General features: G+C 73.5%; 19 protein-coding genes. 7 read left to right on the forward strand and 12 right to left on the reverse strand.

The features are described 5' to 3' along the window. Window positions 1–6: 6 nt before the first annotated feature. From ACQBJO_RS17090 to ACQBJO_RS17145, 12 genes are all read right to left on the reverse strand, one after another. A complete protein-coding gene (locus ACQBJO_RS17090) occupies window positions 7–975 on the reverse strand; it encodes an AAA family ATPase (protein ID WP_255184833.1) in 969 nt (322 codons plus the stop codon). A 13-nt stretch (window positions 976–988) separates the two neighbouring features. Then, window positions 989–2,389, reverse strand: coding sequence for a hypothetical protein (locus ACQBJO_RS17095; RefSeq protein ID WP_421007679.1), 1,401 nt, complete (start codon window positions 2,387–2,389; stop codon window positions 989–991). 7 nt (window positions 2,390–2,396) lie between these two features. Continuing rightward, window positions 2,397–3,113, reverse strand: a complete 717-nt coding sequence (locus ACQBJO_RS17100) for a hypothetical protein (RefSeq protein ID WP_255184835.1) — start codon at window positions 3,111–3,113, stop codon at window positions 2,397–2,399. After that, window positions 3,113–3,598 (reverse strand): hypothetical protein, encoded by a 486-nt coding sequence (locus ACQBJO_RS17105; RefSeq protein ID WP_421007680.1) that lies wholly within the window; start codon window positions 3,596–3,598, stop codon window positions 3,113–3,115. Before ACQBJO_RS17105 ends, ACQBJO_RS17100 begins: the two co-directional genes overlap by 1 nt. Beyond that, window positions 3,595–5,304: a serine/threonine-protein kinase gene (locus tag ACQBJO_RS17110; protein WP_255184837.1), complete on the reverse strand. Its 1,710-nt coding sequence runs from the start codon at window positions 5,302–5,304 to the stop codon at window positions 3,595–3,597. Before ACQBJO_RS17110 ends, ACQBJO_RS17105 begins: the two co-directional genes overlap by 4 nt. Window positions 5,305–5,311: 7 nt before the next feature. After that, complete coding sequence (locus tag ACQBJO_RS17115; protein WP_421007681.1) at window positions 5,312–7,972, reverse strand: FHA domain-containing protein; 2,661 nt, start codon at window positions 7,970–7,972, stop codon at window positions 5,312–5,314. A gap of 2 nt (window positions 7,973–7,974) precedes the next feature. Continuing rightward, complete coding sequence (locus tag ACQBJO_RS17120; protein WP_255184839.1) at window positions 7,975–8,805, reverse strand: PP2C family protein-serine/threonine phosphatase; 831 nt, start codon at window positions 8,803–8,805, stop codon at window positions 7,975–7,977. Between the two features lie 5 nt (window positions 8,806–8,810). Then, the gene (locus ACQBJO_RS17125) at window positions 8,811–9,284 is read right to left on the reverse strand and encodes a hypothetical protein (RefSeq protein WP_255184840.1); all 474 of its coding nucleotides are present in this window, start codon (window positions 9,282–9,284) and stop codon (window positions 8,811–8,813) included. A gap of 13 nt (window positions 9,285–9,297) precedes the next feature. Then, window positions 9,298–9,774: a hypothetical protein gene (locus ACQBJO_RS17130; protein ID WP_255184841.1), complete on the reverse strand. Its 477-nt coding sequence runs from the start codon at window positions 9,772–9,774 to the stop codon at window positions 9,298–9,300. Window positions 9,775–9,847: 73 nt separating this feature from the next. Beyond that, entirely contained in the window at window positions 9,848–11,188 is a 1,341-nt protein-coding gene (locus tag ACQBJO_RS17135) for a WXG100 family type VII secretion target (RefSeq protein ID WP_421007682.1), read from the reverse strand. Window positions 11,189–11,291: 103 nt separating this feature from the next. Beyond that, complete coding sequence (locus tag ACQBJO_RS17140; protein WP_255184843.1) at window positions 11,292–12,743, reverse strand: CCA tRNA nucleotidyltransferase; 1,452 nt, start codon at window positions 12,741–12,743, stop codon at window positions 11,292–11,294. Window positions 12,744–12,783: 40 nt separating this feature from the next. Next, complete coding sequence (locus tag ACQBJO_RS17145) at window positions 12,784–13,737, reverse strand: esterase/lipase family protein (RefSeq protein ID WP_421007683.1); 954 nt, start codon at window positions 13,735–13,737, stop codon at window positions 12,784–12,786. 156 nt (window positions 13,738–13,893) lie between these two features. Between ACQBJO_RS17145 and ACQBJO_RS17150 the strand changes: the two genes are divergently transcribed. From ACQBJO_RS17150 to trxB, 7 genes are all read left to right on the forward strand, one after another. Next, complete coding sequence (locus ACQBJO_RS17150) at window positions 13,894–14,376, forward strand: NUDIX hydrolase (protein WP_255184845.1); 483 nt, start codon at window positions 13,894–13,896, stop codon at window positions 14,374–14,376. After that, window positions 14,349–16,445 carry a DUF6049 family protein gene (locus ACQBJO_RS17155; protein WP_255184846.1) on the forward strand — a complete coding sequence of 699 codons (2,097 nt, stop codon included), beginning with the start codon at window positions 14,349–14,351 and terminating at the stop codon, window positions 16,443–16,445. The genes ACQBJO_RS17150 and ACQBJO_RS17155 overlap by 28 nt, the downstream gene beginning before the upstream one ends. 17 nt (window positions 16,446–16,462) lie before the next feature. Continuing rightward, a complete protein-coding gene (gene murJ / locus ACQBJO_RS17160) occupies window positions 16,463–18,139 on the forward strand; it encodes a murein biosynthesis integral membrane protein MurJ (protein WP_421007684.1) in 1,677 nt (558 codons plus the stop codon). A gap of 93 nt (window positions 18,140–18,232) precedes the next feature. Beyond that, on the forward strand, window positions 18,233–20,326 hold the full coding sequence (locus tag ACQBJO_RS17165; RefSeq protein ID WP_421007685.1) for a hypothetical protein: 2,094 nt from the start codon (window positions 18,233–18,235) through the stop codon (window positions 20,324–20,326). A 9-nt stretch (window positions 20,327–20,335) separates the two neighbouring features. Beyond that, window positions 20,336–20,956, forward strand: a complete 621-nt coding sequence (gene sigM / locus ACQBJO_RS17170; RefSeq protein ID WP_421007686.1) for an RNA polymerase sigma factor SigM — start codon at window positions 20,336–20,338, stop codon at window positions 20,954–20,956. Between the two features lie 2 nt (window positions 20,957–20,958). Further along, complete coding sequence (locus tag ACQBJO_RS17175; RefSeq protein ID WP_421007687.1) at window positions 20,959–21,732, forward strand: hypothetical protein; 774 nt, start codon at window positions 20,959–20,961, stop codon at window positions 21,730–21,732. A 215-nt stretch (window positions 21,733–21,947) separates the two neighbouring features. After that, window positions 21,948–22,967: a thioredoxin-disulfide reductase gene (gene trxB, locus ACQBJO_RS17180; protein ID WP_421007688.1), complete on the forward strand. Its 1,020-nt coding sequence runs from the start codon at window positions 21,948–21,950 to the stop codon at window positions 22,965–22,967. Window positions 22,968–23,016: the final 49 nt, after the last annotated feature.

Below are 23,016 nucleotides of genomic sequence, written 5' to 3' on the forward strand. Positions count from 1 at the left end.
GGCCGCTCAGGCCACCCGCTCGGTCGGCGGGGCGACCTCGCCGAGGATCTGGCCGATGACGTCGGTGGTCCGCACCCCGGCGAACTCCGCCTCGGCGGTGAGCAGCAGGCGGTGGGTCATCACCGGCTCGGCGAGCACCTTGACGTCGTCGGGCACGACGTGGGTCCGGCCCTGGCTGGCCGCCCAGGTCTTCGCGCAGCGCACGAGGGCGAGGCAGCCGCGCACCGACAGCCCCAGGCGCAGGTTGCGGTGGCGTCGCGTGGCCTCGGCGAGGCGCGAGACGTAGGCGAGGATCGCCGGGTCGACGTGGACCTGGTCGGCGAGACCGGCCATGTCCTCGACGACCTTCGCCGTGACGACGGGGCGCAGCCCACGGGTGCGGTCGCGCCGGCCCGCCTCGGCGAGGACGGCGACGGTCGCCTCGTGGTCGGGGTAGCCGAGCGAGGTCTTCATGAGGAAGCGGTCGAGCTGGGCCTCGGGCAGTCGATAGGTCCCGGCCTGCTCGATCGGGTTCTGCGTCGCGACGACCATGAAGGGACGCCCGACGTCGTGGGTGGTGCCGTCGACGGTGACCCTGCCCTCCTCCATGACCTCGAGGAGGGCCGCCTGAGTCTTGGGCGAGGCGCGGTTGATCTCGTCGGCGAGGACGATCGTCGCGAAGACCGGGCCGCGGTGGAAGTCGAAGCGCTTGGTCTGCTGGTCGTAGATCGTCACACCGGTGACGTCGCTCGGCAGCAGGTCCGGGGTGAACTGGATGCGGCTCGAGGACCCCTGCACGGTGCCCGCGATGGCCCGGGCGAGCTGGGTCTTGCCGGTGCCCGGGTAGTCCTCGAGGAGCAGGTGCCCCTCGGACAGCAGGCAAGTGAGGGCCAGCCGCACGACGTGCTGCTTGCCGAGGACGACCTGGTCGACGTTGCCGACCATCTGCTGGAAGGCCTGGCTGAACCAGCTGGCCTGCTCCTGGGTGACGCTCATCCGTCCTACTTCCTCATCCGGTCTTCGTGGCGGTCGTGGGGCTGGTGGTGGGGCTCGACGTCGTCGGTCGACCCCAGGGTGTCGGCTCGTAGCGCTCGATCTCGTCACGGGGGGCGCCGCCGGGCCAGGTGTCGATGCGCACGTCGTCGGGCAGGCTCAGGTCGAAGACCCGCCCGGTGTCGAGGTCGTTGAGCACGAGCTGGCCACGGGCCTGCCGCACGGCGACGCCGTTGCGACGGGTCTGCTCGCCCTCGGTGGGCAGCTCCACGGTCGGGCGCCTGTCCTGGGTGCAGGTGCGACCCCAGCGGATCGTGCCGCCCTCGCCCCATGCCGCGTAGAGGCAGGGGCCGTTGAGCGCCGGGCGTGAGATGCGGTTGAAGCGCGATCGGGAGCCCCCGGTGACCCCGGCCCCGCTGTCCTCGTCGATGCCCGAGAGGATCTCACCCTCGTTGCCCCCGTCGCTGTCGGAGTCGATCCGCATGAAGCCGGCGCTCTCGACGGTCGAGTAGGCGACGACGTGGCTCGCCGGCCCCGGCTGCTGCAGCGTGGCCACGACGAGGGACTGCCCGGCCTCCTCGTTGGACGCCGGCAGCGCCTGCGGCTGCTCCAGCCCCTCGGCCATGACCTTGCCCGTCTCGAGGTCGAGGACGACCCACGCGTCGCCGACCGCGGTGATGTCGGCGGCTCGGCCGGAGAACTCGAGGGAGGTGCGCTTCGGGGCGCCGAAGCCATCCCCCTTCGCCGGGATCTCGACGACCCGGCCGCTCTGCGCCGAGACGGCCATGATGTCGCCGTCGTCGTCGACGGTGATCGAGGCCCGGGGTCCGACGGTGTCGAGGGGTCCGACCTCGGCGAGCTCGCCGATCGAGCTGCCGCCCTCGGGGTCGAGCCGGGTGCCGACGATCCGCCCGGTGTCGTGGTCGACGAAGGCGAGGGTGTCGCCGCCGAGGGCCACGAGGTCGGGCCTCTGGAAGTCCTGGCCCGTCGCCCAGTGCGGCTCGGGCATCTGGACCGTCTCGACGGTGCCGGAGTCGTCCCGGACCGGCTCGCCGGTGCGGGTGTCGATGGCGACGAGCTGGCGGTCTGCGGTGACGCCGATCGCCTGCCGCCCGTCCTGGAGCACGTCGGGTCGCACGACCCCTTCGCCGTTGCCGGAGCGCCCGGCGCCCTGGACGACGAGGTCGAGCTCGTGGGCGCCGGTGTTGACCCGACCCCAGTAGCCGGTGCGGCCGCCGGAGACCCAGATGCCCCCGTCGGTGAGCGCGACGTCGTGCACCGGCTGCCCGTCGGCGCGCCAGGCGTAGATCGCGGCGACGGCGACGAGCAGCGCGACGACGCCACCCGAGGCGACCCGCAGCCACACCGGTCGCGGGCGGCGCTGCGCGCCCGCGGTCTGCTCCCCCTGAGCGGTCATGCCGGGCTCAGCCCTCCGCGCTCTCGGGGTCCTCGAGCAGGACGAGGTCGTCCTCGGTCACCATGCGCGTCGACAGGGCGTGCTCGACGAGGCGCGACTTGCGGTTGCTCGCGAGCTTGCCCGGCCCGCCGTGCAGGCCGCGGATGCCGGCATCGGCGAGCTTCTGGCAGACGTTGTCGAGCTTGCGGTTGAACTTCGTGACCTTCCAGCCGAGGCGCTCTGCGGCCGCCGCGGAGCTGGGGATCGTGCCCTGCCCGGCCCCGTCACGACGCAGGAAGTCCTCGCACAGGACGACGACGAGCAGCTTCTGGTCCGGGGTGAAGGCGACCCGGCCGACGGTCGTCTCGCCACCCTGCTGCGGGAGGAGGACCTCGTGGTCGACCGAGGTGAAGCTCGGGTTGCCGACGAGGACGTCGAAGTCGTAGGTCGTCGGCCCGGCGGTGAACCACACGGTGACCCGCTCGAAGGCGAGCGGGATGCGGGCGCCGGGGTTGAGCCAGGCCTGGAAGAGGCCCTTCTTGTCGGCGACGGTGGCGGTGAGCGTCGAGCCGACGTTGGTCAGCCACCACCAGCCACCCTCGTGGGTGATCTGGAGGAAGTGCCGGTGGAGGAAGGGGTTGTCGTCGATCTCGACGTCGCCCTCCCGACCGATCGTCAGGCTGCCCTCCCGCGGTGCCTCGTGCAGCTCACCGCAGAAGTCCACCGTCACCACGCTGTCGCTCATCAGCCACCCACCTCTTCGCACTGGACCGTCGACCACCCGGAGACCTGCCCACCCCGGACGACCTGCACCATCCCACACTGTCGCTGTCCGGGGGCGAGCGTCTGCTCGTAGACCGTCTCCCCCGGCAGGAGCGTGACCGGCTCACCGGACACCTGGTCCTCGTCGAGACCGGTCCGTATGCGGAAGCGGTCACCGGTGCGCAGGTCCGGGTACGTCATCTCCCAGCGCAGCACCTCGTCGTGGACGGTGACCTCGAGGGTCGGGGAGTCCGCGAGCGCGCCGCTGGGCTGCGTCGCGTCGGTGTACGTGGGCGCAGGCGGCTGCGCATCCTCGCGGGTGACCCACAGGACGAGGGCGAGGACGGCTGCCGCGACGACGAGGCCCACGATCCCGGCCACGAAGGGGATCAGGCCCACCTCGATCCCCTTCGACGGGGGCTCGGGCGGCGCCGGCTGACCCTGCGGGGGCACGGTCGGGGTCGTCACGACTTGTCCAGGCACTTGATCTCGGTCCACGGCGACGCGTCGGTGCCGCGACGCGCCTGGACCTGGCTGCAGACCCGGTCCGAGGTGCCGAACTCCTGGCTGAAGGTGCCCGTGCCGTCGGTGATGTTGCCGACGCCGGACGCCGTGATCCGGGAGAGGTCGGCATCTCCCGGCCCCGCCCGCACGAAGTAGCTGTCACCGTCCTGGAAGCCGTCGACCTTCATCGTGATGACGGCCTTCGACCCCTCCTGCTTCATCTCGAAGGTCGGGACGCTGCCGCCGAAGGCGGCGCCACCGGACGCCGAGGAGGAGCTGCTCGAGCTCGCCTCCCCGCCGCCGCGGCCGTTGAGCGCGATCACGCCGGCGACGATGCCGACGACGACGAGCAGGGCCGCGACGCCGGCGGCGATCGGGAGCATCCGGCGCCGGCCGGCATCTGGAGCCGGCCGTGGACCGGAGGACGTGACGGGTCGCGGCCCCGAGGCGTGCGGGATCGGACCCGAGGAGGTCGGGGGGCCGGAGCCGGGCGCGGCGGGCTGGCCCGAGGGTGCGCCGGTTACCCCGCCGGAGGGCCCGGGGCGACGCTGGGACGGCGGAGCACCGGAGGTCACCGGCGGGGGCGGTCCGTCGGTGCGACGGGAGACGCCCTGCGCGATCGGGACCGCGCCGGTCGCGCCGATGGAGCGGCCACCGCTCAGCTGACCGCCGATGACCGGCTGACCGAGCGGCGGGGGTGGCATGCCGGGGACCGGTCGCGGCTCGGAGCCGGAGTTGGCCCGCAGCTGCGTGCGGTCCGGGGAGTCCCCGGGTGTCGGGCCCGAGTCGGCGCTGTGGCCGAGCTCGTCGAGGACGACGATCGCCGTGCGCGAGAAGCGCTCGTCCTGCTCGATGGCCTGCAGGCTGCGGGCGAACTCGATGGCGCTCGCGGGCCGCGCGAGCGGGTTCTTGCTCATCGCCTGGGCGAGCAGCCGCTCCAGCGACTGGGGCACGTCGGCGCGGCCGGTCGTCGGCGGCGGGTTGGAGCGGATGCGCGGCATGAGCGCATAGGCGGAGTTGTCACCGCCCGGCACCTCGAAGGGAGAGCGCCCCACGAGCAGCTGCCACAGGGTGGCGGCGAGGGAGTAGACGTCCGCGCGGGCGTCGCCGTTGCTCTGGCCGAAGAGCACCTCCGGCGGGGCCCACGGGATGGAGACGCCGATGTCGTCGTCGAGCTCCTCGAGGGCACCACCGCGCCCGGCGATGCCGAAGTCCGTCAGTCCCGGCGAGCCGTACTGGCTGACGAGGACGTTGGCCGGCTTGATGTCGCGGTGGATGACGCCGGCCCGGTGGGCGGTCTCGACGGCGCTCGAGAGCTGGATGCCGGTGCGCAGCACCTCCTCGACGGAGAACCGTGCCGCCCGGGCCCGCTGCGCCAGGTTGGGCGGCGGGTAGTACTTCATGATGAGGTACGGCCGCCCGTCGTCGCTCGTGTCGGAGCGGAAGACCTGGACGATGTAGGGGTGGTCGGCGAGCTGGGCCATGGTGTTGGCCTCGTCGATGAACTGCTGCTTGATGGCCTGCGTCAGGCCCTCGGTCTTGAGGACCTTGACCGCGACCTTCATCCGCGGCATCTGCTGCTCGTAGAGGAAGACGTCGGCATAGCCGCCCGACCCCAGCGGCTGGACGTAGTCGAGCCCGGGCAGGTCCGGTGGGAGGGCGCTGCTCACTCAGGCATCATCCCGTGACCTCGAAGACCATCGACACCTGGTCGGCGAGCGTGATCGTCGTCCCCGGCTCGATCGTCTGCTGGTCACCGGGGCGCACGCGCACCGGCGAGGACCCGGGCAGCGCGACCGTGGTGCCGTTGGTCGAGCCGAGGTCGCGCACGAGGACGTGCCAGCCGTCGAGAACGATCTCGACGTGGTTGCGGGAGATCTCGTTGTCGGGGCTGGAGATGCGCACGAGGTGCGGGGCACGTGCCCCGCTGGCCTCGGCGGCCGCGCGCGGCGCACGACCGATGAGCACGCCCCGGTCGAGGGTGACGACGTCACCGGTCGAGAGCCGCAGCTGGCCGAGCGCCGGCCGCGGCGTCTGCTCGGGCTGCTGGCTCGGCAGGTCCTGGCCGCAGACCCGGCAGCGGGTCGCGTGGGGCGCGTTGTGGTGACCGCGCGAGCAGCGCACCGCCAGGACCATCGGACCGGTCGGGATGTCGCCGGTGTCGGCGTCGACCGCCGGGGCGACCTGCTGGGCCGGCTGGGCGGGACCGAGGTCGGGCGTCGGCAGGCCGGGCATGCTCCCGGGGAGGCCGGGCATGGCCGGCACGCCACCGGGCATGGAGCCGGTGCCGCCGTCCCCCCAGGGCACGGAGGAGATGACCCCCTCACCCGAGGACGAAGGGGGCTCCCCTCCCGCCGCGTGGTCGGCCGGGCCCGCGGCGGGGGCGGAGGACGCCCCGGCGGCACCGCCAGCGGCAGGTGCGGGGGCGGCTGCCGCGCCGTGGGGCGCGGGGGCGCCCCCGACGGGCTGCGCGGGGCTGGCCTCGTCGGCCGAGCCACCGGCCTGCGGCACGCGGCTGCCCACGAGGTGGCCGTCGCGGAAGAGCGGGCGCACGTTGCCACCCGGCTCGTGGCCGGGTGCGTCGTCACGAGCGGACTGCACGCCGAAGGAGGGGGCCGACGGATGCGTCGACGGCGCCGGACCCGGCTCGCGGCCGGTCATGGCACCGAAGACCGCCGGACGCTCTTCCGACGGTGCCGGCTCGGCGTCGTCCGGTCGTGCGGACTCGGCGGAGCTGTCGGGGGAGGCAGCGGCGGGAGTGGCGGCGAGGCCCTGCTCCGGCGACCCGCCCGTGACGGCGCCGGAGACGAAGTGGCCGGGGTCGCCGGCGGGAGCTCCCCCTGCCGCGTCGGCGGGCGAGTCCTCCTGGCCGGGTGCGCCGGCCGGCGAGTCCTCCCGGGCCGGGGCGCTGCCCGGCATGGGCGGCAGCCCACCGGGAAGCGCTCCGATGGTCGGCCCGCGCGGGCCCGCGGGGCGGTCGATCTCCTCGTCCTCGCTCGGCGGGGCGAGGGTCGCGTTGGCGGGGTTGTCCTGGGGCTGGAAGCCGCCGGCCGCGGCGACCGGACCGGAGTCGATGGCCTCGGCCTGCGCCTCGTCCTCCTCCATGCCGGCCAGCAGGGAGCTGCGGTGGCTGTGGGTGGTGCCGAAGAGGAAGTCGAAGCTCGGCAGCTCCTCGTCGTCGCCGCTCGCGCCGCCGACGGCGGCCGGGGCTGTCGCGCCCTGGGCGGCGCCGTCCGGCATGCCGGCCGCGGGTGCGGCGTCGGCCACGGGCTCGTCCGTCAGGTCGGCGACGGGGGTCGCCTCGCCGGCGCCGATCGACCGTCCCTCCGGCGCCGGGGTCTCGATGACCGCACCCTCGTCGACGGGTGTGGGCTCCTCGCCCTGCTCACGCTGCTGCGCGGCGGCGACTGGGTCGGGCACGACGGACAGCTGGGGGCGCTGCTGCTCGCTCGGCCTGTCACTCGACCCGTCGCTCGGCTGGCCTCCGCCGAAGACGGAGGGCATCGCCCAGCCTGCCGGCTGGTCCGCCGGCTGCCCGGGGCTGGCCGGGGTTGCGGACGCAGCCGGGACCTCGTTCGGCGCACCCGGCGTCTCTACGGCCGCCTCGGGATCGGGCGTCTCGTCCGACTCGGCCGGGGCCTGCGGAGCCTCGTCAGGAGCGAAGGGGGCGTCGTCGACCGGCGTCTCGGGGCTCGGCTCGTCGACCTGCTCGCCGTCGATCTGCTGCTCGGCCTCGGCGGGCTCGATGCCCACCGGCTCGTCGTCAGCCGGCGCCTCGGGGCTGGTCTCCTCGACCTGCTCGGCGTCGGTCTCGGCCGCGCCGGTCCGCTCATCGGCCACCGGGGCCTGCTGAGCTGCCGCCTCCGGCGCGGGAACCACGACCGGCGCCGGGGCGCCGGAGTCAGCAACCCGCTCGGCCGCGTCCGTCTCGGGGTTGTCCGTCTCGGGGCCGGCCACGGCGGCGACCGGCTCGGCGGCGGCCTCGCCCGTGACGAGCGTGACCTCACCGTCGGTGTCGACGTCCTCGTCGGCCCACGGGCCGCGGGTGGGTGCGGTGACCTCGCGGCTGGAGCCGTCGGCGGCCGTGTGCCGCACGACGGCACTGCCGCGGACGAGGACGCGACCGCTCGCGTGGTCGACGAGCGCGAAGTCGGGCGTGCGGCGCACGCCGCCCGCGCTCAGCTCGTCGACGACGACATCGGCGAGGTCGTCGCCGTCGGCGGCGTCGAGGGCAGCGGTGATGCGCTCGACGAGGGTCTCGTCCCCCTTCGCCAGGACGGACACCCCGTCGCGGGTGACCTCGACCCAGCCCTCGTGGCCCTCGATCCTCGTCTGCATGCTCACTCCTCCTCGGTGAAGCTGTCCCGCGGCGTCGTGTCGTCCCCCGGACGGCGCGGACTGGTCTCGGCGAGGTCGTCCCCGACGTCCCCGTCGAGATTGACGACGACGACGGTGACATTGTCGCGGCCACCGGCCTCGACGGCAGCACGCACGAGCTCCTCGGCCGCGACCTGCGGGTCGGGGCACGCCTGCAGGATGTCACGCATCCGCTCGTCGGGGACCTCGTTGGTCAGGCCGTCGCTGCAGATGATGAAGCGCTCGCCGGCGTAGGGCGGCAGCACCCACACGTCGGACTGGTAGGCGTAGTCGGTGCCGAGGGAGCGGGTGACGACATTGCGTGCGGGGTGGACCCGCGCCTCCTCGGCGGTGATGACGCCCGCGTCCACGAGCTCCTGCACCTCGGAGTGGTCGACGGTCACCTGGCTCAGCCCGCCGTCGATCCACCGGTAGACCCGGGAGTCGCCGACGTTGAAGACCGCCCAGTGGTCGGACCCGCCGGCGCTGACGAGCGCCAGGCCGGTGGCCGTCGTGCCCATGCCGCGCTGCTCGGGGTTGCCCTCGACGGCGTCGAGGATGCGCTGGTTGGCGACGACGAGCTGGCGGCTGACGTCTTCGGCGGTCAGTTCGGGGTGGGTGACGAGCTCGCGCATCGCCTCCACGGCGATGCCGCTCGCGACCTCGCCCGCCGCGTGCCCGCCCATGCCGTCGGCGACGACGAAGATCCCGCCCTCGGCGAGCGCCGAGTCCTCGTTGTGGTCCCGCACGCGCCCCGTGTCGGTCGCCGCGCCCACGTGGAGCACGAGACCGGGGAGCTCGTCAGGACCGGCCACCGCACTCACTTGGTGACCCGGATCGTCTGCAGCACCTGCTGCACCTCGGCGTAGGCGCTCTGCGCGTCACCACCGCCGACCGACCCTGTCGCCTGGACGAGGTCGACGATGCGACCGCGTCGCGAGCCCGCGAAGAGATGGATCTGGACGATCGTGCCGATGTCCGGGTCGCTCCACGACACGTTGACGCCGAGGAAGGGGACCTCGCCGAGGGTGAGCTCGAAGGGCTCGTCGACATGGCCCTCGGGCTGCTCGTCGACGAAGGCCCGCAGCTCCGCCAGGGCCTCACGCATCGTGAAGTCGCCCGTCCGCTGGAAGCCGCGGACGACGACATTGGGCGCGAAGCCGTGGTCGCTGTCGATGCGGCGGCAGGCGAGCAGGGTCCCGCCGACCCGCACGGGCGCCCAGGTGTCCGGGGCGTCGATGGTGACTCCGGGGGGACCGGGGAAGACCTCGCTCGGGTAGCTCAGCTCAGGCATGCGCAGTGGATCCTCAGGGGTTGACGCGGATGGTGTCGACGATCGCGTCAATCGTCGCGTAGTCCTGCTCTCGTCGCGAGCCAGCATAGGAACCGGTCACCTGGATGACGTCCATGACGTCGTTGCGACGCTGGCCGGTGAACCAGTGCACCTGGCCGATCGTGCCGGCCTGGTCGTCGACGAAGGCGACGTCGGAGCCGAGCCACTCGCGGCCGTTGACGGCCTGCTGCTTGAGCGCGCCGAGCTCGCCGTCACGTCGCTGGGCGACGTACTCGGACAGCTCCGCGTGGATCTCCTCGGAGCCGAAGGACCCGAGGCGCTGGTAGAAGCGGACGACGACATTGGCGAGGAAGTGGTCGACACCCTGGGCGTCGTCGCGGATCGCGATGAGCGTCTCGGGCGCCCACACCTGGGTCCAGCCCTCGGGCATGTCGAGGGTGATCGGCGGCGGGCCGGGGACGACGTCGCTCGGGTAGCTGATGGTGGTCATGCTGCTCTCCTGTGGTCATGGGGGCGGCGGACTGGGGCCCAGCCTGCCATCTGGTGCGAAGGGGGTGTGACGTCTAGTCCCAGAAGCTGACCTTGTCCCAGGCCTTCTTGCCGGCGTCGCCGACGTCGCTGATGACTTCCTTCGGCGAGACCGAGATGTCGGCCTTGAGCCCGCCGCCGATGCCCAGGGTCGCGCCCACGTCGAACTTCACGCCGACCTTGTCCATGCTGACCTCGGCGTCCGCCGACGCGTGGGCGCCGATGCCGTAGGACACCTCGCCGCCGACGCCGACCTCGGCGGGGCCGAGGTCCTGGCTGACGGAGCCCTCGGCCTTGCCGCCGGCGAAAGCCTCGGCGTTGACGCCGACCTTGGCCCCACCCGGGCCGATGTTGGCCTCACCGCTCGCCTTGGCCTCCGCACCGACGAAGGCCTCCCCCTGCGCGGAGGTGCCGTGGTCACCGGTCCAGTGGCCCTCGACCTTGCCGACGTAGGCACCGGCCTCGGCATTGGCCTCGGCGTAGGCACCCTTCTTCAGGTCGAAGCCGGCCTTGCCCTCGGTGGCGTACTCGGCGGAGAGGGCCTTGACGCTGGCACCGGTCTTCTCGTCGCCCCAGTCCTTCTGCCAGGCCTCGACGTCGCCCTTCTGGTCCCAGGCCTTCTTCTCGACCAGGGGGTCGGTCTGGACCCCGTCGAGGATCTTCTTGCCGTCCTTCTGCGAACCGTCGTCGAAGGACTTCTCCTTCGACCAGGACTCGCCGTACTCCTTGGTCCCGAGCGGGCCCTTGCCCCGGGTCGACTCCTGGGTCGTCTCCCAACCCTTGTCGCTCTTGGTCTGGTCGACGTCGGTCTCGGAGGAGCGACGGAAGCGGGGGTCCTGCTCGCGCTTCCAGCTGCCGTCCTCGGCCTCCTGCCAGCGCTTGCCCGTCACCGGGTCGTAGTAGTGGGTGTTGCCGTCCTTGTCCTTGTTGACCTTGACGAGGTCGGAGTCCTTGCCCGGACGCTCGAAGGTCTGCTTGTAGCTGATCGGGCCGTCGTCCTTGCCCTGACCCTTGCCGCCGCCGTTGCCGTTGCCCCCGCCGTTGCCCCCGCCGTTGCCATTGCCGCCGCCATTGCCACCGCCGCCGCCGGAACCGCCGCCGACCTCCTTGGAGGTGGTGTCCTGGTCGGTCGCCTGCTCCTTCATCGTCCGGGCGACCTGGCGCAGGGTCTCGGTGGCCTCCCCCAGCTGCTTGACCGCGGTCGTGCGCCAGCGCACGAGCAGCGCCTGGCCGTCGTCCCCCTCCCAGTTGCCCTGCAGGAGGCCGGCGCTGGAGTTGCCCCGCTCCAGCACGTCGTCGAGCCGGTTGGCCTCGGTCGTGAGCTGCGCAGCGATCTCGCGGATGCGCGCGGTGTCCATGCCCTGCTGGACGTTCATCTTCTCTCCCCTGGCGGTGGCCGACGAGGCCTTCGAGTGCGGTCAGGTGGTCAACCTAGGAGTCCCGGGCGGGGAGCGACATGGGGAGCACTCCCCACCCGCGTCAGGAGCGCTCCGCCCACCACGCCCGGAGCCGCTCCGCGGCCGCCTCGGGACCGATCGGACCCTCGTCGAGACGCACCTGCAGGAGGTGTCGGTAGGCCTCGCCGAGGACCGGCCCGGGCTCGATGCCGAGGACCTCGGCGATCTGGTGGCCGTCGAGCTCGGGGCGCACCTTGTCCAGCTCCTCCTGCGCGAGGAGGTCGTCGATGCGCTGCTCGAGGTCGTCGTAGGCGCGGCGCAGACGGGCGGCCTTGCGCTGGTTGCGGGTCGTGCAGTCGGCCCGGGTCAGCCGGTGCAGCCGCTGCAGCAGCGGACCGGCGTCGGTGACATATCGGCGGACCGCCGAGTCGGTCCACTGCCCGTCGCCGTAGCCGTGGAAGCGCAGGTGCAGCTCGACGAGGCGGGCGACCGACTTCGTCGTCTCCTTGTCGAAGCGCAGCGCGCGCATCCGCTTGGCGGTGAGCTTGGCCCCGACGACGTCGTGGTGGTGGAAGGAGACACCGCCCCCCTCCTCGAAGCGCCGCGTGCGGGGCTTGCCGATGTCGTGGAGCAGCGCGGCCAGGCGCAGCACGAGGTCGGGGCGCGGCACCGGGTGGTCGGCGTCGGCGGCGGGCCCTTCCAGGTCGATCGCCTGCTGGAGCACGGTGAGCGAGTGCTCGTAGACGTCCTTGTGCCGGTGGTGCTCGTCGATCTCGAGGCGAAGGGCGGGCAGCTCCGGCAGCACCTGCTCGGCGAGGCCGGTGTCGACGAGGACGCGCAGGCCCGCCACGGGGTCGGCGGCGAGGAGGAGCTTGACCAGCTCGTCCCGGATGCGCTCGGCCGAGACGATCTCGAGGGTGCCGGCTGCGGCGGTCATCGCCTCGAGCACCTCGGGGCTGGGGACGAGCCCCAGCTGGGCCACGAAGCGCGCCGCCCGCATCATCCGGAGCGGGTCGTCGGAGAAGGAGACCTCCGGCGTGGAGGGCGTGCGCAGCCGCTGGGCGGCGAGGTCGAGCATGCCGCCGTGCGGGTCGACGAGCGCGAGGTCGGGCAGGCGCAGGGCCATGGCGTTGACGGTGAAATCACGCCGGACGAGGTCGTCCTCGAGGTTGTCGCCGAAGGCGACGACCGGCTTGCGGGTCGTCCCGTCGTAGGCATCGGCCCGATAGGTGGTCACCTCGACGGTGTAGCCGCGGTGCCGGGCGCCGATGGTCCCGAAGTCGCGCCCCATGTCCCAGTGCGCGTCGCCCCAGTCGGCGAGGATCGCCTCGGTCTCGTCGGGCGACGCCGAGGTCGTCAGGTCGAGGTCCTCGCTGGCGCGACCGAGGAAGGCGTCACGCACGGGGCCGCCGACGAGGGCCAGCTCGTGACCCCCCTTCGCAAATCGCTCGCCGAGGTCGGTGAGCAGCGGCACGACCGGTGCCAGGTGGGCCACGGCCGCACGCAGGATCTCCGGGGGCAGGTCGGGGGACATGGAGCCCAAGGTTACGTGGGCTGCGTCCCCCGACCCGACATCACAGGACCGGGGCGTTGGGCAGGCAGCGGATCGTCCCGGACCCGTCGGCCTTGAGCGCGCGCTTGGTGATGTCGATGACCCGGGGGCTGTGGGTGATCGACAGGTGGTCGCTCAGGTCGATCGCGCACCCGTCCTGGACGGTGATGTTGCGGACCGTGGCTCCCGGACCGGCGGTGAGGAAGGTGCTGCGGTAGGGGGTGACCACCTCGTCGTACTTCGTCCCGATGACGGTGTAGTCGACCCCGGGAACGGTGTCGCCGTCGGCGGTGAGGGCGGTGATGTACTCCGACCCCTGCATCTGGTCGACGGCGGCCTGCCCCAGGCCCTCTCGGGTGAGGTCCGTCGCCCCGACGGCCTCGGCGATCGTCCCCAGACCCGACAGGGTCGTGCCGTGGTGGCTGCCGGCCAGGGTGACGACGTCGTCGACCCCTCCGCCACCGTGCTTCTTGAGCACGTCGGTGATGATCGTCCCGCCCTGCGACCACCCGACCATGTCGACCTTCGAGAAGCCGGTGCGGGAGCGCACGGTCTCGGCGAAGGCGGCCAGCTCGTCCCCGTTGCCCGAGAGCCCGGTCGTGCCGTAGACGCCGGGGATCTGGGCTGCGGCGTCCGTACCGTCCGTGCCGTAGTTGAAGGAGTAGACGCAGTAGCCGGCCCACTTCAGCTCGGGCGCCATCCGCGCGAAGGAGTCGTACTGGTTGGCGAAGGTGCCGTGGACGAGGACCACCGGGTTCTCACCTGCTCGCGGAACGCACCCCCAGTCGTTGACACCCTGCGGCTGGGCGTCGGGGTGCGCGAGCGAGTAGAGGAGCGAGCCGCTGAAGTTCAGCTGGTAGGGGCCGGTGACCGGCTCCTCCTGCTCGGCTGCGCCTGCCGTACCCACCCCCATCGTCAGGCTGGTCAGCAGGGCGGCGCCCGCGGCGGCTGCGGCTCGTCGGAGGGTCGGCTTCATCGTGGCTCCCGGGAAGGTCGTGCGTCGTCCTTGACGCGTCCGTCCTCGTTGACGGACCTACCAGACAGTAGTCACGCCGGTCCCACCGTGCAGCGCGCGTCCGGCGCACCTCGCCACCCGGGAGGCGCCCCGAGGTCGCATGGCTACAGTGACCACATGACCCACCCCGCCCACGCCTCCGGACCGCAGCGCCGTCTGCCCGCGGTCGAGGAGCGGAGCGCCGGTGGGGTCGTCGTCGACGTGCACGAAGGGGAGGCCCGGATCGCGGTCATCGCCCGCCGCAACCGCGCCGGCCGCCTCGAGTGGTGCCTGCCCAAGGGCCACATCGAGGGCGAGGAGACGCTCGTCGAGACCGCCGCCCGCGAGGTCGCCGAGGAGACCGGCATCGAGGCCCGGGTCCTCGTCGAGCTCGGGACCATCGACTACTGGTTCGCCACCCCCGACCGGCGGATCCACAAGTTCGTCCACCACTACCTGCTCGAGGCCATCGGCGGCTACCTGACGATCGACAACGACCCCGACCACGAGGCCGTCGACGTCGCCTGGCTGCCGCTGCGCGAGGCGCACCGGCACCTGACCTTCCCCAACGAACGCCGCATCGCGAGGGAGGCGTGGCAGCGACTCGCCGGCGACGCCTGAGCGCCGCGGTCGCGAGCCTGCTGCTCGCGCTGCTCGTCGTGCTCCCCGTCGCCGTTGGTCCCACCACTGCCGCCGCCACCCCCTTCGCACCGGAGGACCCCGGTGACTCGCGGGTGACGATCACGTCGATCACCCCCGTCGTCGAGGGCGACGGTGTCGCCACGGTGCGCGGCACGGTGGCCAACACCGGCTCCACGACCCTCTCCGGCCCCCGGGTGGCCGTGGTCCCGCAGGAGGCGGGCACCGGCCGGTCCGACATCGCCGACTGGACGAAGGGGGATGCCCCCGTCTCCGGGACCGCCCTGGCCGCGACGACGCTCGACGACGTCGCCGCCGGCGGCTCGGCGAGCTTCACGCTCGAGGTCGACGGCAACGACCTGCTGCCGCAGTCCTCCGCCGGCGCCGCGTGGGTGAGCGTGCAGACCGACGCGACGGCGGTGCACACCTTCGTCGGCGTGCAGCGGACCAAGGAGTACGAGCCGCTGCAGATCCTCTGGGGCATGCCGCTGCTGCTCCCCGACGACCGCCGGCTGTGGGGCACGAGCCGCGAGGCCCGCAGCAGCGCGTGGCAGGAGGCCGTCGGGAGCGACTCCCGGATCGCCGCCCTCACCTCCGAGGAACCCGCGGACGACGAGTTCTGGGTGCTCGACCCCTCCCTGCTCGATGTCCCCGCCGACGGCGAGGACATCGCCACCGCCGAGCGGGAGACGCGCACCCGGGCCGCCGAGTCCCTGCGAGAGCAGCTCGTCGGCTCCCGCACCCTCGTCCTGCCGGACGCCGATGCCGACGTCGCGGCGGGCGCCGAGTCGAAGGACGCCGCCCGACTGGTGAAGGCCCGGGTCGCCGACGGCACCCGGGTCGCCCAGGAGCTCGGGGCGCGCAGCGACGTGCTGTGGCCCGCCGACGGGCTGGCGACCGGCGAGCGCGCCGAGGCCCTCCACGAGCTGCGACCGACGGGGGTCGAGCCCACCCTGCTCGTCCCCAGCACGAGCCTGGTCCCCGAGGGATTCACCGCCACCGGCGGAGACCGGACCACGGCCGGGAGCCCCGTCGTCGTCAGCGACGGCCCGATCGCCGACCTCGTCGAGGGCCTGTCGAGCGCCGACGACGTCACCCTGGCCCGTCAGCAGCTCGTCGCCGAGACCGCGGCCGTGCTCGGCGAGCGCCCGGGCACCCCCCGCACGATCGTCGTCGTCCCCGACCGCACGAGCACGCCCTCCGTCGAGGCCTACGAGCAGCTGCGCGCGTCGACCGACCGCATCCCCTGGCTCGAGGGCGGCGACCTCGCGTCGGTGCTCGACGACGCCGCCGCGGCCGAGCCGGCCCGCACCGCGCGGACCCCGGGCCAGATCGACGACGTGACCGCCGGCGCTGCGACTCCTTCGGCGGTCCTGTCGCAGGACCGCTCGCGCCGCATCGTCCGCGACTCCCGGTCGATGGCGACCTTCGCCGCCGTCCGCCGCGACGGGACCGCGTGGCGCTCGCGGATGCAGGCCTCCCTGCAGCAGCTGACGTCGACCCGGTGGCGCGAGGACCGCTACGGCTTCGTGCGCCTGCACGACGACGTCGAGCAGGCTGTCACGCTCGACGCCGACGACCTCGTCGTCTCCTCGGGCGACGTCAACTTCTTCGCCGACAGCGGGCGGCTGCAGATCAGCATCACCAACAACACCGACGTCCAGCTCGAGGACCTGCGGGTGCACGTCACCCCCGGCAACCACTCGCTGCGCGTCGACGGCGACCCCGACCCGGTGACGATCGGCCCGGGCGGCCAGCAGACGGTCACGGTGCAGGCCACGGCGCTCGCGGCCGGCCAGGTGCCCGTCAACGTCGCCGTGACGACCCCGGGCGGCCACGCCGTCGCCGAGCCCGCGACCCTGCACGTCAAGGTGCGGCCGACCGGCGACTCGATCTACTGGGTCATCGGTGGCGCGGCCGTGCTCCTCCTCGCGGCAGGCACGTGGCGTACCGTGCGGGGCGGTCGTCGCGCACGCGCGGCCGCACCCGAGGGCAGCTCGTCCGAGGGTCAGCCCGAGAGCAGCTCGCCCGAGGGCGACACAGACCACTGACCCCGAGGGGACGACGCATGAGCGAGGCCGCCACTCCGCAGGAGGACCTCGGCGAACCGGCCGCGGGTCGGAGCGCACCGGACATCGGCCGGTCGAGCGCCATCATGGCGTCCGGCACCCTCTTCTCCCGGGTCCTCGGCTTCGCCCGCAACAGCCTGACGGCCTATGTCGTCGGCCTGACGGTCATCGCCGCCGACGCGTGGAATGCCGCCAACACGCTGCCCAACATCTTCCACCTGCTCATCGCGGGTGGCGTGCTCAACGCCGTGATCGTCCCGCAGATCACCCGCGCCATGCGCGACCACGACGGCGGGCAGACCTACATCAACCGGCTGCTCACCCTGTCGACCGCCGCCCTCGCGGTCATCACCCTGCTGCTCACGCTCGCGGCGCCGCTGCTCGTCTCGCTCATCGTCTCGAGCAGCTGGCCGCCGGAGGCCCGCACGCTCGCGACCGCCTTCGCCGTCCTGTGCCTGCCGCAGGTCTTCTTCTACGGGCTCTACACCCTCCTCGGGCAGATCCTCACGGCCCACCACCGCTTCGGGGCCTTCATGTGGTCACCGGCGCTGGCCAACGTCGTCGCGATCGGCGGCCTGCTGTGGTTCGTCATCACGGACCAGCCGCGGCAGGGTGAGGTCGGCGAGTGGACCCCGACGATGGTCGCGGTCCTCGGCGGCACGGCGACCCTCTCGATCGCCCTGCAGGCCCTCGCCCTCGTCCCGGCCCTGCGCGGGACCGGTCTGCGCTTCCGCCCCGTGTGGGGCCTGCGGGGCAGCGGGCTCGGCAGCGCCTCGCGCATGGCGATGTGGGCCTTCGCCGCCGTCGCCGTCGGCCAGGCCGCCTACCTCGTCAACTCTCGCGTCCTCACCGGCGCCCTGCACGCCGCCGAGGCCCGCGGGGTCGAGGGCGCCGGCCTGACGGCCTATGCCAACGCCTTCCTGCTCTTCATGCTCCCGCACGGCATCATCACCGTCTCGCTCGTCACCGCCCTCTTCACGCGCATCTCGCACGCGGCCCACGACGACGACACCCGGGCCGTGACCGCCGACCTGCGGCGCGGCCTCACCCTGCCCGCGACGATCCTCCTGCCGGGCACGCTCGCGATCCTGCTCGTCGCGCCCTACCTGCTTGCCGCCGTGCTCCCGGGCACCCCGCGCGACCAGGTGGACGCCTCCGTCGGCGTGCTCGCCGCGATGATGCTCGGTCTCCTGCCCTACGGCTGGTTCTTCCTCGTGCAGCGCGCCTACTACGCCTACGAGGACGGGCGCACCCCCTTCGTCCTGCAGCTCGTCGTCACGGGCGTCGCGCTCACCTTCACCCTCGTCGGGTCCCTCGGCGTGCCGGAGCACGCCGCGACCTGGGTCGGCCTCGGCCAGACCGTGTCCAACCTCGTCGCCGCCGTCCTCGGCCTGTGGCTGCTCCGTGGCCGGCTCGGCTCGCTCGGCCTCTCGCGCGTCGTGCGGCAGCTCGTCCGGCTCGGGCTGGCCACCGCCGTCGGCGGCCTCGTCGGCTGGGGCCTGCTGCGCGCCCTGCTGCTCGTCGTCGACGGGCAGACCTGGTTCGGCTCGGTCGTCGTCACGGCCGCCGTCGGGCTCGTCGTGCTCGGCGTCGCCCTGGCCCTCGCGGCGCGGCTGCGGGTCGAAGAGGTCTCCGAGCTGCTCGGCCCGCTGACCCGCCGCCTGCGCCGTGGCTGACGCGCCCCGGACGTCGGCTGCGCGGATGCGCTGCCGCTGGGACCTAGGATGGCGCGGCAGGCCTACACCGACGAGAGGGGCAGCGTGCACGGGGTGAACCCGGGGACGGAGCTCGGTCGCTACACCGTCGAGACGAGGATCGAGGAGATCCCCGGTGGCGAGCGCTGGAATGCTCGCGACACGACGCTCGACCGCGACGTGACGCTCATCGTCATGCCCGCCGACGCCGATTCGACCGCCGCCGCGCTCGACGCTGCCCGCCGCGCCGCGGGCATCGAGGCCGCACAGCTCGTGCGCATCCTCGACGTCGGCAGCGAGGCGGAGCACTCCTTCATCGCCGAGGACGCCATCGGTGATGCCAGCACCTACACCGAGGTCATCGGCACCGAGGGCCTGCCCGCCGAGGAGGTCCGCCGGATCACCGGTGAGGTCGCCACCGGCATCGAGGCCGCCCGCGCCCGCGGGCTGCACCACCTCGCACTGACCCCCGACCTCGTCCTCCTGACGGGCGACGGCCGGGTCAAGGTGCGCGGTCTCGCGACCGCCGCCGCCCTCGCCGGCGTCGAGACCGAGGGCGAGGAGGCCGACCGCGACGACGCGACCGGTGTCGTCGCCCTCGCCTACGCCGGCCTCACCGCCACCTGGCCGCTCGAGCGCCCGAGCGGGCTGCCGAGCGCCCCCCGCGAGAGGTCCGGTCCGCCGCCGCCCTCCCGCGTCGCCGTCGGGGTCCCCGGTGACCTCGACACGATCTGCCGCGAGACCCTCGGCGAGGGTCAGGGCCCCGACTCCCCCGGCGACTACGCCGCCCAGATCGCGCCCTGGTCGCGCATCCCGCTGGCCGGCGCCGTGCGCACCAGCCCCCGGGCGGGCACCGATGCACCGACCGAGGTCGTGCCCACCGTCGGCGGCGTCGCGGGCGACGGATCCATGAGCGATGACCACGACGTGGTGTCGGGTGCCGACCGCACGGGTGAGCACGACGGCTCCTCCGGGCTCGGCGTGGCCGGTGCCTCCGGAGCGGCCGCGGGTGCTGCCGGGCTCGCCGGTGCCGCTGCGCGGTCCGGCTCCTCCGACGACGCGGCGACCACCCGCTCGCACGCTGCGCAGGCCGGGGAGACCCCCTTCGACAGCGGGGACGACGACGCGACCCGCGAGATCCGACTGCGTCACCGCGACGGGGTGACCGCCCACGTCACCCGGGGCGACGAGACGCCCGCCGGCCGACGTGCCCACGACGAGCGCACGCGGCGTGTGCGCCGCCCGCAGGATGACTCCGACGACGAGCACGGTCGGCGAGGCGCCGCCGCCGCCGCAGCCGCCGCAGCTGCTGCCGCCGGTGCGGTCGGCACCGGGGGCAAGGTCATCGGCGACCGGCTGGGCAAGGTCGCGCGCACGGCTGGCGACCGGTCCAAGGAGGCGCTCCACGACGCCCGCGCCCGCCGCGAGGCGATCCGGGCCGACCAGCGCAGCCGCAGCTCGCTGGGCTCCGCCCCGACGACGGCCGAGATCGAGGCCCCCGCTCCGCTCCTGCCCGCCGAGGCCGGCGCCCCGCCGAGCCGCCGCCAGGCCAACCTCGTCCTCGGGCTCATGGCCGGGCTCGTCGCGCTGGCCTGCCTCTTCGGCACCATCGGCACCTCGCGCATCGGGTCGGCGACCGACCTCGGGCGCATCCTCGGCGGCGACGAGACGACGGCGGTCGCGACCTCCCAGTCCGCGAGCCCCTCGGGCTCCGGCTCGGGCAGCGGCTCCGGCGGCGGCGAGCCCCTCGCCATCGCCAATGCCGCCGGCTACGACCCCGCCCCCGGTGACGGCGTCGAGCACAACGCCGAGGTCCCGCGCGTCTACGACGGCGACCCCGACACGATCTGGACCACCGAGGGCTACGAGGACCCGAGCTTCGGCGGGGTCAAGCAGGGCGTCGGCGTCACCGTCGACCTGGGCCAGGCCCAGGACATCAGCTCGGTGACCCTCCAGCTGCCGCTCGCCGCGCAGGCCACGGTCTACGCCGGCGACCAGCCGACCAACTCGGGCACCGAGATCGGGCGCACCGACGGTCGCACCGGTGAGGTCGAGCTCACGCCGAGCGGCCAGGTCACCGGCCGCTACGTCACCGTCTGGTTCACCACCCTCTCCCAGGGTGACGACGGCCGCTACCGGGCCGCCGTCGGCGAGATCACCGTCCGCTGAGGTGATGACGTGAGCGACTCCCCCTTCGCCGAGATCGACGACCGGATGCTCATGCGCATGCACGTCGAGGGCGACGCCGAGGCCTTCGGCGAGATCTACCGCCGGCACCGCGACCGCATGTGGGCCGTGGCCGTCGGGGTCTGCGGTGACCGCGAGCTCGCGGCCGAGGCGGTGCAGGATGCCTTCGTCTCCGCCTTCCGCCGGGCCGGCTCCTACCGCGGCGACGCGGCCGTCACGACGTGGCTGCACCGCATCGTCGTCAACGCCTGCATCGACCTGACCCGACGTGTGCGCCCCACCAGCGAGCTCACCGACGAGGTCGTCGCGGCCGCGCCCCCTGCGCCCGACGCCACGGGCCGGGTCGACACCCGCCTGGCCGTCCACGAGGCGATGCGCCGCCTGCCCGACGAGCAACGCGTCGCGCTGGTGCTCGTCGACATGCACGGCGTCCCGGTCGCCGAGGCGGCGCAGGTCCTCGGCATCCCGACGGGCACCGTGAAGTCGCGCTGCTCGCGCGGCCGTGAGGCCCTCGGCAAGGCGCTTGCCGCCGCCGGGATCGACGCGCGGGGAACCTCCGACGCCGCTGCCTCGTCAGACACAACAGGCCACCAGGCAGACGAAGGGAGGTGACCATGACCGAGGACAAGGACCCCACGGGGATGCGTCACCTGCTCGCGAGCCTCAAGGAGAGCGGGCCCATGCCCGACGACCTGGCCGAGCGCATCCGCGCCAGCCTCGAGGACGAGCAGACGGCCCGCGCCAGCGGCGAGCTCACCGCCGACGCGGATGAGATCGACGACGCCGACGAGCCGTCCGGCTTCTGGAGCACCATGGCGACCCCCAGCAGGGGATCCGGCCGACGCCGCGCGGCCGCGCCCTGGCTGCTCGGCGCCGCCGCGGCCACCGTCGTGGCCCTCGCCGTCGGCACCGGCATGCTGCGCAACAGCGGCAACGACGCCGCCTCCGACGCGGGCGCCGGCGCCGCCCCGTCGTCGCAGGCCCGATCCGGGGCAGCCGAGCAGGGGTCGAGCGCCACGTCGAGCAGCGGTACCGCGGACGAGGAGGTCCCGGCCTTCGCCATCACCGAGACCGGCACCGCCTACACCCGCTCGTCGCTCGCCTCCGAGGCGGCGACCCTGCTCGAGGACCCGGCGGGTGCGCCCAAGGTGCGCGACGACGAGGTGCTCGGCACGATGACCACCGCTGCCGGGGCCGCCGACTGCCTTGCCCGCCTGGGTCAGCCCCAGATGCAGGCCGTCGTCATCGACATCGGCACCTTCGAGGGCAAGGACGGGCTGCTGCTCGTCGCCGAGTCGCTGCCCGACGGCCCCGCGCGGGCCTGGGCGGTCACCTCGGGCTGCGAGCCGATCTGGCCCGACAGCGTCGAGGTCCCCAGCACGAAGTGACCTGCCGGACGGCGTGCCCCACCCGGGCGCACGCCGTCCTGCCGGCCCGTCGGACCTGCCGGCCCCGTCGGACTGGGGCGAGCTCCCCCCTTCGTCCCGCAGCGAGCGGGGTGGCCGGTCCCACGCCGCAGTGGCCACGCGCTCATGGAACAGACGGCACCTACGATGACGTTGACACCGTCAGACCGCCTACACCCGACCCCAAGGACGCACCCGTGGCCGACGCCAGCACCGACATCCGCAATGTGATCATCATCGGTTCCGGCCCCGCTGGATACACCGCCGCCGTCTACGCCGCCCGGGCCAACCTCGAGCCGCTGATCTTCGAGGGCTCGGTCACCGCCGGCGGCGCGCTCATGAACACCACGGACGTGGAGAACTTCCCGGGCTTCACCGAGGGCATCATGGGGCCCGACCTCATGCTCAACATGCGCGCCCAGGCCGAGCGCTTCGGTGCCGAGATCGTCACCGACGACGTCACCGCCGTCGAGCTCGAGGGCCCGGTCAAGGTCGTCACCGACGGCGAGGGCAACACCCACCGCGCGCACGCCGTGATCCTCGCCATGGGCTCGGCCTACCGCGAGCTCGGCCTGCCCGACGAGAAGCGTCTGTCCGGTCACGGCGTCAGCTGGTGCGCGACCTGCGACGGGTTCTTCTTCCGTGAGCAGGACATCGTCGTCGTCGGCGGCGGCGACTCCGCCGTCGAGGAGGCGACCTTCCTGACGAAGTTCGCCCGCTCGGTGACGATCGTCCACCGGCGCGACGAGCTGCGGGCCAGCAAGATCATGGCCGATCGGGCCCAGGCCAACGACAAGATCCGCTTCGCGTGGAACTCCGAGGTCGCCCAGATCCACGGCGACGACAAGGTCACCGGGCTGACCCTGCGCGACACGGTGACCGGCGAGACGCGCGAGATCGAGGCCACGGGGCTCTTCGTCGCGATCGGTCACGACCCGCGCAACGAGCTCGTCCGGGGCGTCGTCGGCCTCGACGACGAGGGCTACGTGCTGACGGAGGGCCGTTCCTCCCGCACCAACCTCGACGGCGTCTTCGCCGCGGGCGACCTCGTCGACCACACGTACCGTCAGGCGATCACCGCCGCCGGGTCCGGCTGCGCGGCCGCACTCGACGCCGAGCGCTGGCTGGCTGCCCGCGAGGAGGCCGGCGCGCCGGCGCAGGACCAGGCGCTCACCGCGCAGGACAACCCCGTCGTCGGCACCGTCGGCGCCCGCTGACCCCAGACCACTCGACCCCCACGACCCCCACCCGAGAGAGAAGGACCCC

The organism is Janibacter zhangyanbonis (assembly GCF_050507325.1).
Taxonomy (GTDB): domain Bacteria; phylum Actinomycetota; class Actinomycetes; order Actinomycetales; family Dermatophilaceae; genus Janibacter.

Bases quoted from the DNA above. Each gene is read 5' to 3' on its own strand.
- ACQBJO_RS17175 (WP_421007687.1), top strand. From the start codon at position 20,959: ATGACCGAGGACAAGGACCCCACGGGGATGCGTCACCTGCTCGCGAGC.
- ACQBJO_RS17130 (WP_255184841.1), bottom strand. From the start codon at position 9,774: ATGACCACCATCAGCTACCCGAGCGACGTCGTCCCCGGCCCGCCGCCG.
- ACQBJO_RS17145 (WP_421007683.1), bottom strand. From the start codon at position 13,737: ATGAAGCCGACCCTCCGACGAGCCGCAGCCGCCGCGGGCGCCGCCCTG.
- ACQBJO_RS17100 (WP_255184835.1), bottom strand. From the start codon at position 3,113: ATGAGCGACAGCGTGGTGACGGTGGACTTCTGCGGTGAGCTGCACGAG.
- ACQBJO_RS17140 (WP_255184843.1), bottom strand. From the start codon at position 12,743: ATGTCCCCCGACCTGCCCCCGGAGATCCTGCGTGCGGCCGTGGCCCAC.
- ACQBJO_RS17090 (WP_255184833.1), bottom strand. From the start codon at position 975: ATGAGCGTCACCCAGGAGCAGGCCAGCTGGTTCAGCCAGGCCTTCCAG.
- ACQBJO_RS17115 (WP_421007681.1), bottom strand. From the start codon at position 7,972: ATGCAGACGAGGATCGAGGGCCACGAGGGCTGGGTCGAGGTCACCCGC.
- ACQBJO_RS17125 (WP_255184840.1), bottom strand. From the start codon at position 9,284: ATGCCTGAGCTGAGCTACCCGAGCGAGGTCTTCCCCGGTCCCCCCGGA.
- ACQBJO_RS17135 (WP_421007682.1), bottom strand. From the start codon at position 11,188: ATGAACGTCCAGCAGGGCATGGACACCGCGCGCATCCGCGAGATCGCT.
- ACQBJO_RS17095 (WP_421007679.1), bottom strand. From the start codon at position 2,389: ATGACCGCTCAGGGGGAGCAGACCGCGGGCGCGCAGCGCCGCCCGCGA.
- ACQBJO_RS17150 (WP_255184845.1), top strand. From the start codon at position 13,894: ATGACCCACCCCGCCCACGCCTCCGGACCGCAGCGCCGTCTGCCCGCG.
- murJ (WP_421007684.1), top strand. From the start codon at position 16,463: ATGAGCGAGGCCGCCACTCCGCAGGAGGACCTCGGCGAACCGGCCGCG.